17 protein-coding genes are annotated in these 16,574 nt (G+C 55.1%); 6 read left to right on the forward strand and 11 right to left on the reverse strand.

Annotation, left to right across the window (positions count from 1 at the left end; translation table 11 throughout):
* Positions 1-381: 381 nt before the first annotated feature.
* Positions 382-2,328 carry a M23 family metallopeptidase gene (locus RT613_RS07795; RefSeq protein ID WP_313614327.1) on the forward strand — a complete coding sequence of 649 codons (1,947 nt, stop codon included), beginning with the start codon at positions 382-384 and terminating at the stop codon, positions 2,326-2,328.
* A gap of 149 nt (positions 2,329-2,477) precedes the next feature.
* Here RT613_RS07795 and RT613_RS07800 read toward each other — a convergent pair whose 3' ends face one another.
* Positions 2,478-3,224: an SH3 domain-containing protein gene (locus RT613_RS07800; protein WP_313614328.1), complete on the reverse strand. Its 747-nt coding sequence runs from the start codon at positions 3,222-3,224 to the stop codon at positions 2,478-2,480.
* A gap of 265 nt (positions 3,225-3,489) precedes the next feature.
* Here RT613_RS07800 and ubiG point away from each other — a divergent pair, with 265 nt between their 5' ends.
* The gene (gene ubiG, locus RT613_RS07805; protein ID WP_313614329.1) at positions 3,490-4,236 is read left to right on the forward strand and encodes a bifunctional 2-polyprenyl-6-hydroxyphenol methylase/3-demethylubiquinol 3-O-methyltransferase UbiG; all 747 of its coding nucleotides are present in this window, start codon (positions 3,490-3,492) and stop codon (positions 4,234-4,236) included.
* A gap of 37 nt (positions 4,237-4,273) precedes the next feature.
* Here ubiG and RT613_RS07810 read toward each other — a convergent pair whose 3' ends face one another.
* The 4 genes from RT613_RS07810 to RT613_RS07825 are packed head-to-tail and all read right to left on the reverse strand — an operon-like array spanning position 4,274 to position 6,634.
* On the reverse strand, positions 4,274-4,702 hold the full coding sequence (locus tag RT613_RS07810; protein ID WP_313614330.1) for a DUF1178 family protein: 429 nt from the start codon (positions 4,700-4,702) through the stop codon (positions 4,274-4,276).
* Positions 4,699-5,559, reverse strand: coding sequence for a carbon-nitrogen hydrolase family protein (locus RT613_RS07815; RefSeq protein WP_313614332.1), 861 nt, complete (start codon positions 5,557-5,559; stop codon positions 4,699-4,701). Before RT613_RS07815 ends, RT613_RS07810 begins: the two co-directional genes overlap by 4 nt.
* Positions 5,560-5,576: 17 nt before the next feature.
* A complete protein-coding gene (grxC, locus tag RT613_RS07820; protein ID WP_313614334.1) occupies positions 5,577-5,831 on the reverse strand; it encodes a glutaredoxin 3 in 255 nt (84 codons plus the stop codon).
* A 59-nt stretch (positions 5,832-5,890) separates the two neighbouring features.
* Complete coding sequence (locus tag RT613_RS07825; RefSeq protein WP_313614550.1) at positions 5,891-6,634, reverse strand: ComF family protein; 744 nt, start codon at positions 6,632-6,634, stop codon at positions 5,891-5,893.
* A 94-nt stretch (positions 6,635-6,728) separates the two neighbouring features.
* Between RT613_RS07825 and RT613_RS07830 the strand changes: the two genes are divergently transcribed.
* Positions 6,729-7,613, forward strand: coding sequence for a methyltransferase domain-containing protein (locus RT613_RS07830; RefSeq protein ID WP_313614335.1), 885 nt, complete (start codon positions 6,729-6,731; stop codon positions 7,611-7,613).
* A 51-nt stretch (positions 7,614-7,664) separates the two neighbouring features.
* Here RT613_RS07830 and RT613_RS07835 read toward each other — a convergent pair whose 3' ends face one another.
* The 6 genes from RT613_RS07835 to RT613_RS07860 all read right to left on the reverse strand — a co-directional run bounded on the left by RT613_RS07835 (position 7,665) and on the right by RT613_RS07860 (position 11,776).
* Positions 7,665-7,826 (reverse strand): Flp family type IVb pilin, encoded by a 162-nt coding sequence (locus RT613_RS07835; RefSeq protein WP_313614336.1) that lies wholly within the window; start codon positions 7,824-7,826, stop codon positions 7,665-7,667.
* 145 nt (positions 7,827-7,971) lie between these two features.
* On the reverse strand, positions 7,972-8,298 hold the full coding sequence (locus RT613_RS07840) for a hypothetical protein (protein ID WP_313614338.1): 327 nt from the start codon (positions 8,296-8,298) through the stop codon (positions 7,972-7,974).
* An 88-nt stretch (positions 8,299-8,386) separates the two neighbouring features.
* Entirely contained in the window at positions 8,387-8,800 is a 414-nt protein-coding gene (gene mutT, locus RT613_RS07845) for an 8-oxo-dGTP diphosphatase MutT (RefSeq protein WP_313614340.1), read from the reverse strand.
* Positions 8,800-9,606 carry a GNAT family N-acetyltransferase gene (locus RT613_RS07850; RefSeq protein ID WP_313614341.1) on the reverse strand — a complete coding sequence of 269 codons (807 nt, stop codon included), beginning with the start codon at positions 9,604-9,606 and terminating at the stop codon, positions 8,800-8,802. Before RT613_RS07850 ends, mutT begins: the two co-directional genes overlap by 1 nt.
* Entirely contained in the window at positions 9,587-10,828 is a 1,242-nt protein-coding gene (gene argJ / locus RT613_RS07855; protein WP_313614342.1) for a bifunctional glutamate N-acetyltransferase/amino-acid acetyltransferase ArgJ, read from the reverse strand. Before argJ ends, RT613_RS07850 begins: the two co-directional genes overlap by 20 nt.
* Positions 10,829-10,900: 72 nt before the next feature.
* Positions 10,901-11,776, reverse strand: coding sequence for a peptidylprolyl isomerase (locus tag RT613_RS07860; protein ID WP_313614343.1), 876 nt, complete (start codon positions 11,774-11,776; stop codon positions 10,901-10,903).
* A 241-nt stretch (positions 11,777-12,017) separates the two neighbouring features.
* Between RT613_RS07860 and secA the strand changes: the two genes are divergently transcribed.
* From secA to RT613_RS07875, 3 genes are all read left to right on the forward strand, one after another.
* A complete protein-coding gene (gene secA, locus RT613_RS07865) occupies positions 12,018-14,735 on the forward strand; it encodes a preprotein translocase subunit SecA (RefSeq protein WP_313614344.1) in 2,718 nt (905 codons plus the stop codon).
* Between the two features lie 175 nt (positions 14,736-14,910).
* Complete coding sequence (locus RT613_RS07870; protein WP_313614346.1) at positions 14,911-15,246, forward strand: hypothetical protein; 336 nt, start codon at positions 14,911-14,913, stop codon at positions 15,244-15,246.
* A gap of 185 nt (positions 15,247-15,431) precedes the next feature.
* Positions 15,432-16,328 (forward strand): DMT family transporter, encoded by an 897-nt coding sequence (locus RT613_RS07875; RefSeq protein WP_313614347.1) that lies wholly within the window; start codon positions 15,432-15,434, stop codon positions 16,326-16,328.
* Positions 16,329-16,574 lie beyond the last annotated feature (246 nt).

The raw sequence follows: 16,574 nt of genomic DNA on the forward strand, positions 1-16,574 counted from the left end.
GCCGCCGCCCTCGTTCAGTGAGCGGACTTATAGAGGGGACATTGCCTCACCGTCAATAGGCCGCTCAAACTTTTTCAAGAAAATAATGCAAGCATCTGATTAAAAACAATAAATTCGTCATTTTCGATCATTTCGGAAGCATCAACAACTTTAGACAACAATCATAAACGCTGCAAACAAAGGAATGTACAAAAACGCTAATATATTCGCCTTTATTTTGCCCTGACTCCGCCACATCTCAATGGTCAAAGGATCGTTAATTTCGTTCCGTGCTCATATGTAATGTATGTAAGAGCTATCGCATTTGACTCGCGGCACTGAAAGTTGCACACCTTCGGCTGTACGTTCTGGAGATCAAATGAAAGACTGGTCGCAACAAGCATGATAGCGGACCGCAATACGATCCGTTCGCTTGGCAATGAGCCACCTATTCTGGCAGATGGGCGCCGTGCGCCTGATCGCCGGGAGATTTCATTGCGCTGGTTGTCCGGCACATTTCTCACCGGCATCACCTCGTCCATATTGATGGGCGTGGCATTGTTTGCAGCACTCGACGGACGCCAGCAACTAGCGATCCCTGCCGAAGCTTTTGCAAAAACCGATATGAACAGTGCGTCTGCAGATGTGACCCGCCGAGGCGGCCGCATTCTTGAAAGCAATATTGCGGCGAGACCATCTGACCGATCCGTCCTTGAAGTCTCTACCATCATTCATGATGGCGACAAGGAAGTGGTGCGCCGTGTGCCCTTTGCACATGTGAAGATCGCCCTTGCTTCCAACTATGCAACACAGGACGATTATCCGGCCTTTGATCCCTTGAACATTTTCGCGGCCAATGGCGCTCCGCCGCCTGCCGCCAGCCGCACCGGCACGATTTACGGTTCCGACGTGGAATCCGAGGTCAGCCTGCGCACCGTGGCATTCCCGCTGAAAAATCCGGAATTTGCCTATGCTGGTACAATGAGCATTGATGAGGTCGAAGAAGCGGTCCGTTCGAACGGCTCCATTCTGACCGATGGCAACGAACAGCTTGCCGCCCTTTATTACATTGACCCGCGCCGCTTCGACACGTCAGAAAGTGATGTGGACATTACAGCAGGGCTTTCCGCCCGTGTGGTTGAACAGAACATGTCTGTTTCCACGCCGCAGGTCATTGCCGCCAATCAGCTTGAATATGCTGACGATGTGATCCCTGTGCGTGAAGCCAGCAAGATTTCCGATCTGCTGGAAGCCAATGGCTACAGCAAGGAGCAGGCAGACACGACAGCAACAAGCCTGGAACCATTGATGCGTTCGGCAGAACTTGCCCCAGGCGATGTCTTGCGGGTCGGCATACTGCAGGGTGAAGGTGAAAGCGCTGCCAAGATCGTTCGTGCCAGCGTCTATCGCAAGAACCGCCATGACATGACGGTTGCGGTAAACGACAGGGGCCAGTTTGTCGAAGCAAGCGAGCCCCCCAAACTGGATGCCGTGGCCAGCGCCTTTGAAAGCAATCCGGCTGCCACCATGGCGAACCGCGATCTGCCACGGGTTTATGATGGCATTTACCGCGCCTCCCTCGCCTATGGCATGAACAAGGACATGATTGGCCTGATGATCAAGCTGCTTGCCAGCAGTGTCGACTTCCAGGCGCAGCTTCGTCCGACCGATACGCTCGAAGCCTTCTTCTCCGTACAGGACAAGGAAGGTAAAGCCACTGATGATTCAGAACTGCTTTACGTGAACGCCAAATTTGGCGATACGGAAACACGCTTCTATCGCTTCCAAAATCCGGAAGACAACAGCGTTGATTACTTCAATGAAGATGGCAAGAGTATCCGCCAGTTCCTAATCAGAAATCCGGTGCCAAACGGTCGTATGACCTCCGGCTTCGGTATGCGCCGTCACCCCGTTTTGCGCTTCAGCCGCATGCATACCGGCACGGACTGGGCTGCACCCCGTGGCACACCGATTATCGCAACAGGCAATGGTGTGGTTGAAAAGGCCGGATGGGCCAATGGTTATGGTAACCAGACCCTGATCCGCCATGCCAATGGTTATGTCTCGTCCTACAATCACCAGAGCGCGATTGCCAAAGGCGTCAAGGAAGGCGCCCGCGTGTCCCAGGGTCAGGTAATCGGTTACGTTGGCTCCACTGGTCTGTCGACCGGTGCGCATCTTCACTACGAGCTGATTGTCAACGGCACCAAGGTCGATGCGATGAAAGTGCGTCTGCCAGGCGGCAAGTCGCTGACCGGCGATGCATTGGCCAGATTTACCGATGAGCGCCAGCGTATCGATGCCTTGCTCGATTCCGAAGGCAAACCGGAACAGGTCGCCAGCCGATAAAGACACCCATCTAATAGCAACCTTGAGAACCGGCAGAATTGCCGGTTTTTATCGCGCCTGTGAGATCAGTTCCTACGGATGTTCGTCAGGGCGCAGATACGAAAAAGGCGGCTACATCGCTGCAACCGCCTGTTTTCTTCATTCACACATCAAATGCTTGGACGGCAACCTGGCATACCGGGCATGCAGGGTTCGCCGCGATCATTGGAGCCGCCGCGCTGACGATCCGGATCATACTGGCGACGGGGTTGGTCGCCATTGTTTCCACCAGGTCGGCTGTCCTCGCTCCAGCGCTGACGATCCCGACGACTATCGTCTCTGCGATTGTCGCTGCGTTGCTCATCATCGCGCCGGTCATCGCGGCGTGGAGGCCGCTGACCGCTGTCCCATTCCTGACCATAACGCTGCTCCCAGCGACCATCATTCGGACCACGTGGTGGCGGCGGACGGTTCCAGCTTGGAGGTGGGCCACCCCAATCACTGCGCGGTGGATGCGGACGGTTCCAACGATCACGGTCACGATAGAAATCGCGGTCACGATAATAACGATCCCAGTATCTGCCGACATCAAAGGTGATGATCGGAACGCCAAGGTCGCGGTAATAACGCGGCTCTACATAAACCCGGTTCTGACGATATTCGGCCTGAACGTAGCGGCCGGCAACCCAGCCACGACCACGGCTGAACGAGACATCACACCATGGTGTGTCGGAAAGGCAGCCATGGATAACCAGCGGCGCGCCTTCCGGAATGACAACAACCGCTGGATATGCGGTGCTCGGGCCTGAGCGCATGTTGACGTTCGCGGTGGCAAAGCCTCGCGTGGCCGCCTCCGCAAGCGCCGGCATGGAGACAAGCGCCAGAAGCGCAATTGCACCATATAATTTCTTCTTCACGTTCGTTTCTCCAAGACAAGGCCCGCCTGCCGGTTTCCGGCATCCTTCATCACCATCGTTGAAGCGCAATTTTGATTTTTTGATGATGACGACATGTGACTTCTGTGGCGAGTGATATCATGCCGCAGATGTCGGGAAAATGCCGCCTTTTCAGTCTTTTATAATGGCGTTAACGGGCAGGTGATGAAGTTGTTCCAAAGGTAACACTTGACTTCAACGCCCAATCATCGGACTCCAGTCCATTAAACAGCGCGGAGCACAGCAGATGAACGAAACAGCAAAAACGACCATCGACCAGACGGAAGTTGACCGCTTTTCGGCCATGGCGGCAGAATGGTGGAGCCCAACCGGAAAATTCCGGCCACTGCACAAGTTCAACCCTGTCCGCCTTGAATATATTCGCAACCAGGTCTGCGAAGCCTTTGGCCGTGATCCGAAAGCCCATCGACCGCTGGAAGGCTTGCGCATTCTCGATATCGGTTGCGGTGGCGGCCTGCTGTCAGAACCCGTCGCCCGTATGGGCGCAAACGTTGTCGGAGCCGATCCGTCGGAAAAAAATATTGGCATTGCCTCCACCCATGCGCGCGAAAGCGGCGTTTCGGTCGATTATCGTGCCGTCACCGCCGAACAGCTTCACGAAGAGGGCGAAACATTCGACGTGGTATTGAACATGGAGGTGGTAGAACATGTGGCAGACGTCGATTTCTTCGTCACCACCTGCGCAAGCATGGTGCGCCCTGGCGGGTTGATGTTTGCGGCCACCATCAATCGCACTCTCAAGGCGCGTGCACTTGCCATTTTTGCTGCTGAAAATGTGCTGCGCTGGTTGCCGCGTGGCACACATCAATATGAAAAGCTGGTTCGCCCAGACGAACTGGAAAAACCGCTGACGGAAAGCGGCCTGCAGATCATTGACCGTACAGGCGTTTTTTACAACGTGCTGCAGGACCGCTGGAACCTGTCGAGTGATATGGACGTCAACTACATGCTGCTGGCAAAACGCCCGACATAAGATATATGGCGTTAATTCACATCATCCGGGATGAAATTTAGTTCACATCATCCGGGATGACGGGCAATGGTGCAATATCGATGCCCTCTTCTACCAGAGCTTTGGCTTCCTGCACGGTCGCCTGCCCGATAATGCCGCGTTGATCGGCTTCGCCATAATGGATTTTGCGTGCTTCTTCCGGAAAACGCTCGCCAACATCTTCGGTATTGGCGCGAATTTCCGCCAGCGTCTCCTTGACCTTGGCAAGGACTGCCTTTTGCGCAGCATCCATGGCCAGGCTGCGCATTTCATCCTGCTTGCGCGCTGTTGAGACGGAAGGCGCCATCAGCGCCTTTGTCACATTGAGCGAATTGCATACAGGGCATGATACCAAGCCGCGCTCACGCTGCCGATCATAATCGGCACTGCCCGCAAACCAGCCTTCAAATTCATGCGCCTTGTCGCAACTGAGCGAGTAACGGATCAAGCCGCCTCACCTCCTGCCGAAGGTGCAGCACTGACCGTATCCAGCCTGAAGTCCCGTGCATTCCTGAGGTTGGGGATTTTGCCGCGCGCCGCAGCCACTGCCGAAGGATCGATCTCGGCATAGATGATTTCCGCACCTGCACCGCCAGCAACCGCCAGCACTTTGCCCCAGGGGTCGATGATGATCGAATGGCCAAATGTTTCGCGCTCATCCTCATGCACACCACCCTGTGCAGCGGCAATGACAAACGCACCATTTTCAATGGCACGCGCCCGCAACAACACTTCCCAATGCGCCTCGCCCGTTTGACGGGTGAAGGCCGCAGGAACCGTCAGCACTTGTGCACCCGCGACGGCTTCCGTTCTGAACAGCGACGGGAAACGCACGTCATAGCAGATGGCAAAACCGAACGACGCCAGTGGCAGGGTGGCGACGCGAGCGTCGGTGCCCGGTTCGTAAGCAGCGCTTTCGCGCCAGCTTTCACCATTGTCGAGATCAACATCGAACATATGAATCTTGTCATAGGTACAAATGCGCTGACCATCGGGCGCAAAAAGGAAACCGCGATTGGCAATCTTGCCATCATCCCTGGCAATCGCAGTCGAGCCGACATGGACATAAATGCCAAGTTCCTTGGCAAGTCTGGCAGCCGTTGTTGCGATGATATCGGAATTTTCATCCTTCAGGACAGCACGCAGAGCGGCCCGATCCTTCTGGATGGCACCGGTCATCTCAGGCGTCTGAACATATATCGCGCCACTGGCCGCTGCCTCACGGATCAGCTTTTCCATTTCAACAGCATTCTTTTCCGGGTTAACACCCGAACACATCTGTATTGCAGCAGCCTTGAAAGTCATCTCGCTATCCCGTTTTGTCAGTTGGAAAGCATGGGGTCGAGTTTGCCCTCGCGCTCAAGGGCATGCAAATCATCGCAACCGCCGACATGCTGACCGCCGATGAAAATCTGCGGGAATGTATTCCGTCCCGACTTTTCAATCATTTCCTGCCGGTATTCCGGCGTAACGGTTGCGTTATATTCCGCGAAGTCGACACCCTTCTCATCAAGAAGAGCCTTTGCGCGGGCACAATAACTGCAAAAATCGCGTGTGTAGATCGTGACGGATGCCATAGGTTTTCCCAAATTCATGCAACTTCATCAGTGGAAGGCAATGAGCCTGTTTCACCCCGTCATATAGGGCCGGAAATCGCCATTGCAAAGGTCAAAACAGTCACATCCGCAGCCCCTGCTTTCTTTAGCAGACGTGCAACCGCCGAAACCGTCGCGCCGGTAGTGTAAACATCATCCACCAGCACCACTCTTTTTCCCGTCACATCGAGCTCGCGCCCCGGAGCAAAAGCAAACGCGCCCCGCATATTGTCCTGACGGGCACGAGCTGACAGCCCCACCTGCCGCTTTGTCGATTTGGTTCTCAACACCGATGATGTCAGAAACGGCTTGCCAGATAACATCGACAAATGACGGGACAGTTCAGCCGACTGGTTGAAACGACGTGATAAAAAGCGCATGCGGTGCAACGGCACCGGCAACAGGCAATCGCATTGTTCCACCATGCCATCGCTGGCGCGCAACATCCATATCGCCATCATATGAACGAGGTCCATGCGGTCCTGGTATTTCAATTGATGAACGATCCTGCGGGCCGCACCGTCATGAATGACGGCAGATCGCAGACGGTCAAAAGGCGGCGGGCTGGCAATCGCCTCTGACGACAACATACCCGGCCCCGGATCACTGGAAAATGGCAAGCCCAGAATTTCGCAGTAAGGGCGCTCGATAAAACTGATACCGCTCCAGCATTCGCTGCAAAAGGCACCGCTTTTGGAAATCAGCACACCACATCCCGGACACAGCGGCGGATAGACGACATCCACCAGCGCCCTGCCGCAATGTGACAGCAGCCGGAATGGCATGGATGATAAAAAACGCGACCTGCCCAACCCCATGATGTTGACATTACCTTCGAACGGGTGCCTTTGCGAAGCAAATATTCTGAAGGCCACTTCCATGGACATACTTTTCGACCAGCGGCTGATTGAAGCCAATCGCAAACGGGCATTGCGCACACTGGATGAAAAGGCGCTTTTTCTGCTTGAAATCGCAGCCGATGAACTCGCTGAACGTTTGAACGTGGTCGAGCGACAGTTCGAAACCGCTGTCGAACTGCACGGTGCAACCGGCATCACCGCTCGGCGCATCATGCAGACCGGCAAGGTCGATGCCATGCATCGTGTTGAAATTGATGCTGCTTTCGCCCTGTCGGGAGAGACAATCGACGTTGCGCCCATGGAGCAGCTTCCATTGGCGGAGGCATCGGCAAATCTCATTGTATCACCGCTTGGCCTGCACCTGACCAACGACACACCAGGTGCGTTCATCCAGATCAGACGCGCCTTGAAACCCGATGGTCTGTTCATGGCAGCCATTCCGGGTGCAGGCACACTTGCCGAATTGCGTGACGTGCTCTTGAGCGCAGAGGCCGAACTGACCGGCGGCGCCAGCCCGCGTGTCATTCCGTTTGCCGACGTGCGTGATGTGGGTGCGCTGCTACAGCGCGCAGGTTTTGCCCTGCCCGTTACCGACACGGAAAGCTACACGGTACGGTATGATTCCATCTTCCCGCTGATGCGGGATTTGCGTGCCATGGGCATGGCCAATCCGCTGACGGGACGTAGCCGTGCGCCACTCAACCGCCACTTCTTCATGCGCGCCGCTGAAATCTACGCCGAGCGTTACTCCGATCCTGATGGCCGTATCCGTGCCACCTTCTCGTTCATTTACGTGTCGGGCTGGGCACCACATGAAAGCCAGCAAAAACCGCTGAAACCCGGCTCGGCCAAGATACGGCTGGCCGACGCCCTGAAGACGCAGGAAATAAAGCTGAAGCCCTAAGCCAGCGAGGCAAGAAGGCGTTGATCAGGCGAAAAGAAAATGGCCTGAAAATCAGGCCATTGCGTTGACGATGGTATCGAATATGACGCCGAGCTTGTCGGTAATTGCGGCAAAACCCAAAATGATGGCAGTTGCAATCAGGCCACCGATCAGGCCATATTCAATGGCCGTCGACCCCTTACAATCACGCAGCATGGCAAGAAGCTGGCGCATTGATTTTTCCTTTTCAGGCAAGCTTGAGCCTGCTGCTTAATGATGAAAGCAATTCCGTAGCGATGAATGCTGGCGGAACATATGAAACAGGCTCATTTCATGCCGAAACACCGGCACCGGCCTAACGGCCGTACTGCAGGTACAATCAGCAGCCGCTGTCGTTTCCATATCCTTCAACAATGCAAACCGAACCCGGCGTCTGCTGAAGAACACTACGACGAATGGAATAAGTCTTCTTGCCGTCTGCCGGGGCAGCAGGCTTGATAGATCCAGTGGTAATCATGTCGAAATTGTCAGGAATCTGTGCCAGACGCGGTTCTCTGTTCTTGCCAGCCACCATTGGTGTGATGATCAGCGAAAGGGCAATTGCCGCCGTGCCAAACAGCAAGGCAATATTCAAAATACCGGTTTGACGAGCCTTTCGAGAATAAGGCCGACGGACCTCTACGGTCTTCCAGAAATCCTCGTTCATCGTTACGCCTCGTTTACCAATTCTCCACAGTGGAATGTGCCAGATGGTGCTAAACGATCTCTTAACGGACGATCAATTTTAGAAAGCCCTAAAGCAAATCTTGCAGGTAGGGAATAAGCGGTTCATCGGCAGGCGGCATCGGGTAATCACGCAGTGCATTAACCTTGACCCACTTCACCACCTGACCCTCGCGACCATAGGGAATTCCCTCATAACGGCGGCAGACAAACAGGGGCATCAAAAGGTGGAATGTTTCATAGGTGTGACTGGCAAACGTCAGCGGCGCGAGACAGGCAACCTTGGTGCGAATGCCAAGCTCTTCGTCCAGTTCACGCACCAGCGTTTCCTCGGGCGTTTCACCCGGTTCCAGCTTGCCGCCGGGAAACTCCCAAAGACCGGCAAGCGACTTTCCTTCAGGGCGCTGTGCCAGAAGAATGCGATTATCACTGTCAACAAGCGCACAGGCGGCAACCAGCACGATCTTCTTTTGCGCTTCACTCATCATGCGTCGCCTTTTCGCCAATAGGCATAGGTGTAAGCTTCGGTGAAGCCGAATTTCTCGTAGAGTGCCAGAGCGGGCTTGTTGGTGGAAACCACCTGCAGCCACGCCAGTTTAGCCCCACTCAACCGTGCCCAGCGAAGGGCCGAGGTGAGGATTTGCGATGCGATGCCGGAACGGCGGCTGTTTTCAGCCACGTCGAGCGACAGAATGCCGGCAAGATCGATATCCTGCACACAGATCACCGTCGCCTGCGGCTCACCCTCAACATCTTCCTTGATGAACAGGCCAAGAGGCGGAACGATGGAGCTGACGATCTCGGCAATGGCAGGACGCAGAGCCACATCATCACCCGAAACCTTGAGATGCGCTTCAACAAAACGCCCAACATCCTGGCTGGGAAGATGCGAAATCGTCTCCAGCAGTTCGGCATTGGAGATGTCAGAGGTCATCACCTTCACTTCTTCGAAAGCAGACCAGCCATTTTCAATCAGATGCATACGCAATTGCGGCGGCATCAACGGTGTTTCGCGCACCAGAAGCGGCCGACCATAATCCTCAAACCGCTTGCGGGACTTTTCCAGCCGCATGCCGGTGTTGCCGTAGTCGGATGGATCAAGAGGAACAATACAATTGATCCTCTTGGACGCGTGCGAACCCGTCAGGCGCACCTGCCAGCTTCCGTCATAAACCACAGAAGACGCTGGCCATGCCCGAAAGCTGACCGCTTCCAATCGGCGAACCAGCGGAAAATTGACGTTGATTTTCGGCGTATCGACAGTCACCAACTCAGCTCCGGTAGTCACCATTGATCGCCACATATTCCTTGGTCAGATCACAGGTCCAGACAGTCGCGGTACCGTTGCCAAGGCCGATATCAACCTTCACGGCGATATCTTCCTGCTTCATGACGGCGGTTGTTTCTGCTTCCGAATAATTCGGATCACGTTCGCCATTGACGGCAACCCGTACATTGCCGAACCAGATTGCCAGACGATCGCGATCAGCCATTTCGCCTGATTTGCCAACGGCCATGACGATACGGCCCCAGTTGGCATCTTCACCGGCGACAGCGGTTTTCACGAGTGGAGAATTGGCAATTGAAAGTGCAATCACCTTGGCGGCAGCATCGCTTTCTGCGCCAGTGACTTTAATCTCAACCATTTTACGAGCGCCTTCGCCATCGCGAACCACCTGCAGTGCCAGATCTTTCAGAAGATCATTCAACGCTTCGCGGAAAGACACCAGACGATCATCATCGCCCTTTTCAACACGGGCCTGACCATCAGCCGCAGCTGCGCCGGTGGCAAACAACATCAGCGTATCGGAGGTCGACGTATCGCTATCAACGGTGACGGAGTTGAATGTCGGGCCAACACCGGCAGATAACAGGGACTGCAAGGCCTCTGGCGCAATATCGGCATCGGTCACCACGAAGGAAAGCATGGTCGCCATATCAGGCGCAATCATGCCGGCACCCTTGGCGATACCGTTGATGGTGACCTTGACACCACCGATGTCTGCCGTGCGGGTGGCAACCTTCGGATAGGTGTCCGTGGTCATGATGGCTTCGGCGGCCTGTTTCCAGAAATCGCCGGTCGCATCGCCATGCATCTGGCCCAGAACGCCTGCAAACTTTGAGGCGTCGAGCGGCTCACCGATAACACCGGTCGAGGCGAGATAAACTTCATTTTCGCCGCATCCGACAGCCTGTGCCGCGGATTGAGCCGTCAGCGCCGTGGCCTGCTTGCCCTTGACGCCGGTAAAGGCATTGGCGTTTCCGGAGTTGACCACCACTGCACGGGCAACACCATGCGACAGGTTGGAACGGCAGAAATCCACAGCAGCGGAAGGGCATTTCGATTTGGTGAAAACACCGGCAACGCTTGCCGGCTTGTCAAACACCATCAGCAGAACATCCGTGCGGTTCTTGTATTTAATGCCAGCTGCGGCCGTCGCCATGCGCACACCGCGCAGGGAAGGCATTTCAGGATAGGATTTTGGAGCAAGCGGAGAAACGGCAACGGACATTACGGATAACCTGAAGCAAACGTGTTGGACAATGGAAAACGGGGCGGTGATGACCGCCCCGAAACATACGAATTATGGCTGCGGCTGTGCCTGTGGCTGCGCTTCCTGCTCTTTGTTGACCTCGTCGTAACCGGTCTTCAAAGCTTCATCCATGATGTCGATCTTCTGATCGGCCTTGGCCTTTTCAATCAACGCAACATACTTGTCGCGCATGACCATCTGGCGAACCTGCTGCTCGACCTGCTCGAATGGAGGTGGAGGTGCAACGCGCTTGTCTTCCAGCTTGATGACGTGGAAACCGAACTGGCTCTTGACCGGGGTCTTGGTGTAGGCACCCTTTTCAAGGCCGAACGCAGCTTCTTCGAACTCCGGAACCATACGGCCCTTGCCGAACCAGCCGAGATCGCCGCCGTCATCCTTGTTGGAATCGGTGGACTTTTCCTTGGCGATTTCAGCGAAGTCCTTGCCTTCATCAAGCTGCTTGATCACAGCCTTGGCGTCTTCTTCGGTCGGAACCAGAATGTGACGTGCGTGCACTTCTTCTTCTTCCGGCAGAGCAGAAACTTCCTTGTCGTAACGTGCCTTGACCTCTTCCGGGGTCACAGCATCGGAAACATGCTTGCGGAAATAGGCATTGTGCAGTTCGCGGTCGGTGATGAAGCTGACGCGCTTCTTGAAGTCGTCAGTGTCTTTCAGACCTTCAGCGTCGGCGCTCTTCACCAACAGCTTCACATCGATGATGCTGGAGAGAGCTGCAACTTTTTTCTGCTCATCGGGAAGCTGGGCAAGCTGCGGGTCAAGATTGGCGATTGCCAGGTCAAGCTCGGACTGGTGAATTTCCAGATCACCCACTTTTGCAACAACGGCGTCTTCCTGCGCAAAGGCTGGAAGTTGAAGGCCAAGCGTCGCTACGATTACGGCAGCGGCAATTTTGTTATAGCGCAACATAATAAACCTTTCGGAGACTCTGCCGGCTTCCACATGGCACTTCCGGCTGGAAAATGTTCCAAACATTGGATTGTGGCCATTCTGTAACCGGCAGAACCGTTGACATCATTTGCCCCCCCTCTTATCTGTCACGCAACCTCGCGTCCAGATACGTTTCCGGGCGAAAGCCGTCATTTGTTTGTGAAAAGCTCTGACGGTCGCAGCACGAAGCGGAAACGGCATTTCAGAAAGGGCCAGCAAGATGGTCAGTCTCGGCGGCATCGCCCGCAAGTTGTTCGGTTCGGCAAATGAACGCCGAGTCCGTTCGTTCAAAAGCAAGATCACAGCCATCAACGCGCTGGAGGAAGCCACCAAGGCTCTTTCCGATGAGCAACTCGCCGCAAAAACTGCCGAGTTCCGCCAGCAGCTTGCAGATGGCAAAAAGCTGGATGACCTGATTGTCCCTGCCTTTGCCGTTTGCCGTGAAGCGTCGCGCCGCGTGCTGGGCATGCGTCCATTTGATGTACAGCTGACCGGTGGCATGATCCTCAATGAGGGCGCCATCTCTGAAATGAAGACCGGTGAAGGTAAAACGCTGGTGGCAACACTGGCCGTTTACCTCAACGCACTTGAAGGCAAGGGCGTACACGTGGTGACGGTAAACGATTACCTCGCCTCCCGCGACGCCACCATCATGGGGCGCCTCTACAGCTTCCTCGGTCTGACCACCGGCATCATCGTGCACGGCCTGTCCGATGAAGAGCGCCACGCGGCCTATGCCTGCGACATCACCTATGCGACCAACAACGAGCTTGGTTTCGACTATCTGCGCGACAACATGAAATATGATCGTGCCCAGATGGTGCAGCGCGAACATAACTACGCCATCGTCGACGAAGTGGACTCGATCCTCGTCGATGAAGCCCGTACGCCGCTCATCATTTCCGGTCCGCTCGATGACCGCTCCGATCTCTACAACACCATCGACGCCTTCATTCCGCAGCTTGACGCTGCCGACTATGAAATCGACGAAAAGCAGCGCTCCGCCAACTTCTCCGAAGAAGGCACGGAAAAACTGGAAAATCTGCTGCGTGCTGCCGGCCTGTTGAAGGGTGAATCACTGTACGACGTCGAAAACGTCGCCATCGTTCACCACATCAACAACGCGCTGAAGGCCCACAAGCTGTTCACCCGCGACAAGGACTACATCGTCCGTAACGACGAAATCGTCATCATCGACGAATTCACCGGCCGCATGATGCCAGGTCGTCGTTATTCGGAAGGTCAGCACCAGGCGCTTGAAGCCAAGGAAAAGGTGCAGATCCAGCCGGAAAACCAGACGCTTTCCTCGATCACCTTCCAGAACTACTTCCGCATGTACAAGAAGCTGGCCGGCATGACCGGTACGGCTTCTACGGAAGCAGAAGAATTCAGCAACATCTACGGTCTCGACGTTATCGAAGTTCCCACCAACCTGCCGATCCAGCGTATCGACGAGGATGATGAGATCTACCGGACCGGTGAAGAGAAATACAAAGCCATCATCACTGAAATCCGTGCAGCCCATGACCGTAACCAGCCGGTTCTGGTTGGTACAACGTCGATTGAAAAGTCGGAATTGCTTGCCACCCTGCTGCGTCAGACCGGTTTTGAGAACTTCCAGGTTCTGAACGCCCGTTACCACGAGCAGGAAGCCTATATCGTGTCGCAGGCCGGTGTTCCCGGCGCCGTCACCATCGCCACCAACATGGCTGGTCGTGGTACCGACATTCAGCTTGGCGGCAACATCGACATGCGCCTTGAGCGCGAGCTTGATGGCATGGAGCCGGGTGCAGAACGCGATGCCAAGGAACAGGCAATCCGCGACGAGATCAAGGTCCTCAAGGAAAAGGCACTGGCTGCCGGCGGTCTTTACGTGATCGCCACGGAGCGTCATGAAAGCCGGCGCATCGACAACCAGCTGCGTGGTCGTTCCGGCCGCCAGGGTGACCCGGGTCGTTCGAAATTCTACCTGTCGCTTCAGGATGACCTGATGCGCATCTTCGGCTCCGAGCGCATGGACAGCATGCTGCAGAAGCTCGGCCTGAAGGACGGTGAAGCCATCGTTCACCCATGGATCAACAAGGCCCTCGAGCGCGCCCAGAAGAAGGTGGAAGCCCGCAACTTCGAAACGCGTAAGAACCTGTTGAAATATGACGACGTTCTCAATGATCAGCGTAAGGTGATCTTCGATCAGCGTCTGGAACTGATGGACGCACAGAACATCAGCGAGACCGTTGCCGACATGCGCAGCGAAGTCATCGACATGCTGGTGCAGAAGCATATTCCTGAGCACGCCTATGCCGAACAGTGGGATACAGCAGGCCTCAAGGCCGGTGTCGCCCAGTTCCTCAACCTTGACCTGCCGATTGAAGACTGGGCCAAGGAAGAAGGCATTGCGGAAGACGATATTCTGCAGCGCATCACCGAAGCGACTGATGCATATGCAGCCGAACGTCGTGCACGCTTTGGCGAAGAGCTGATGACCTATGTCGAACGCTCCATCCTGCTGCAGACCATCGACCATCTGTGGCGCGAGCATATCGTCAACCTCGACCACCTGCGTTCGGTTGTCGGTTTCCGCGGTTATGCGCAGCGCGACCCGCTGCAGGAATACAAGGCTGAAGCATTCGAGCTGTTCCAGGCCCTGCTTGCCAACCTGCGCGAAGCCGTGACGACCCAGTTGATGCGTGTTGAACTGGTTCAGGAGCCACCACAGCCAGCAGAATTGCCTGAGATGACCGCCCATCACGCTGACCCGAATACCGGGGAAGACGAGATGAACGAACCGGCCTTCGCAATGGGTCTGGCTTACGTTGCTCCGGAAAACCGCGATCCGAACAATCCTGCCACATGGGGCAAGATTGGCCGCAACGAGCTTTGCCCTTGCGGTTCCGGCAAGAAGTACAAGCATTGCCACGGCGTTTTTGAACAAGCCTAAGCATCTTGCCTGACACATGAAATCAAAAGCCTGCAAACCCGGTTTGCAGGCTTTTTTTGTCGTGGACTGTATTGTCGCTCTCAAGACCAGGCAAAAAATCAGCAGGCAGATTTACCAGTTCTTGTTGATTTTATTTTAATGATTACTGGCTCGCTCATGAGCCGGATGGAAAATCATGATCAACTTTAAAACTGCTGTAGTAACGGCAGCACTTTGTGCAGCTGCTGCCACTCCTTGTATGGCTGAAGACCTCGTCTTCACGTTAACGAATGACACCAACTCAACTCTGACCCATTTTTTCACGTCCCCTGTGGGCGTCAATAGCTGGGAAGGTGATGTCTTCGGCGACCAGACCCTGGAGCCCGGTGACAGCATCGAAATTACCATCGCTGACGGCCGCGAAGTCTGCAAATACGATATGCGTTTTGAGTTTGAAGGCAGCGCCGACCTGACCACCACCACTGACACACAAGATCTGTGTGAACTGGGCGAATACACGATCGAAGAGTGATCGTCATTTACTACCCATTTGATATCGGCTGGCGCAGGGAGGGGATTTCATGCGCCACCACCATTTGCACCACCGTTTGAATATCTGCCAATGCGCATGGCGTTGTGCATACAATTCGATTGACGCCTCTCAGTGCCTTTCATAACTGTGCTGCCCAGACTGTACCTCTTTCTGGATCATTTTTCATGAAACCCGGTGAAATCGCCGCCTATGTTTTCCTTGCCAGCGCATGGGGCTTGTCCTTCCTGCTGATGTTGCGGGTTGTCGAGGCATTTGGCTGGGTGGGCGCCGTCACAATCCGGTGTTTCATCGCCAGTCTGATGTTGCTGGTGATCGCCAAGGCGACAGGCCGCAAGCTGAACTTCAGTGCCGGCTGGCGCGCATTTGCCATTGTTGGTGCAACGACAGTCGCCGGTCAACTGATTGGCCTGTCATACGGCACCCCGTTGATCGGCACAGCCATGGCCGCCATCATCGTGGCAACCATTCCACTGTTTTCGATGTTGATCAGCCAACTCTGGGGGCTGGAGAAAATGACCGTGCAGGGGCTGACAGGGTTGTTGCTTGGTGTTGGCGGCATCGTTTTGCTTGTAGGCTTCCCGACTGTCCCGGTGACCGTATCCTTCATTCTCGGCTGCAGCGCATGTCTGCTGGGCTGCCTGTGCGCTGCATTTGGCAGCAACTATGCCAGCCGCAATCTGAAGGGCACCGGCTCATGGGAAATCACCATCGGCTCTTTTCTGGCAGGCGGGTTCATCACACTGCCACTGCTCTATGTGTTTCCCTTCCCGATAACACCTGGACCTGTTGATTTCTTTTATCTTTTCATGCTCGCCATGATCATGAGCGCATTGACCTACATCACCTATTTCTGGCTTGTATCAAGCATCGGCCCGACCAAGGCCATCAGTGTCGAATTTGCAGTCACCATCATCGCCGTGCTGATTGGCGCCCTGGTATTGCACGAACCGCTGTCGATGCTGCAACTCGGTGGCGCCGCCGTGATTATTGCAGGATGTGTGCTGGTGCTGGGACTGTTTCCACGCCGCAAACAGCCTGTTCCCTTCATGCCGGAGACATGAAGTCTGCAAGCTGAAGCCGACACGATGCGCCAGCCATTGACAGCGCAATAACTTTTGCGTGCAGCAGGGCGAAACACATCATTTTCAACCCGCCAATACCCTTCGTTAACTGGCCAAGGGTTAGGGTCCGCAATACCCCGGTGGCTTTGGAAATATTGCGTGACCATCATGACGGTTCTCTGTGCGGCGGAAAAAGTCCTGCCCGATAGCCTTCGCTGCAAAATTGCAGCGGTGAGGCTTGGAGTT

The organism is Agrobacterium sp., from assembly GCF_032092815.1.
In the GTDB taxonomy this organism is placed as follows: Bacteria; Pseudomonadota; Alphaproteobacteria; order Rhizobiales; family Rhizobiaceae; genus Agrobacterium.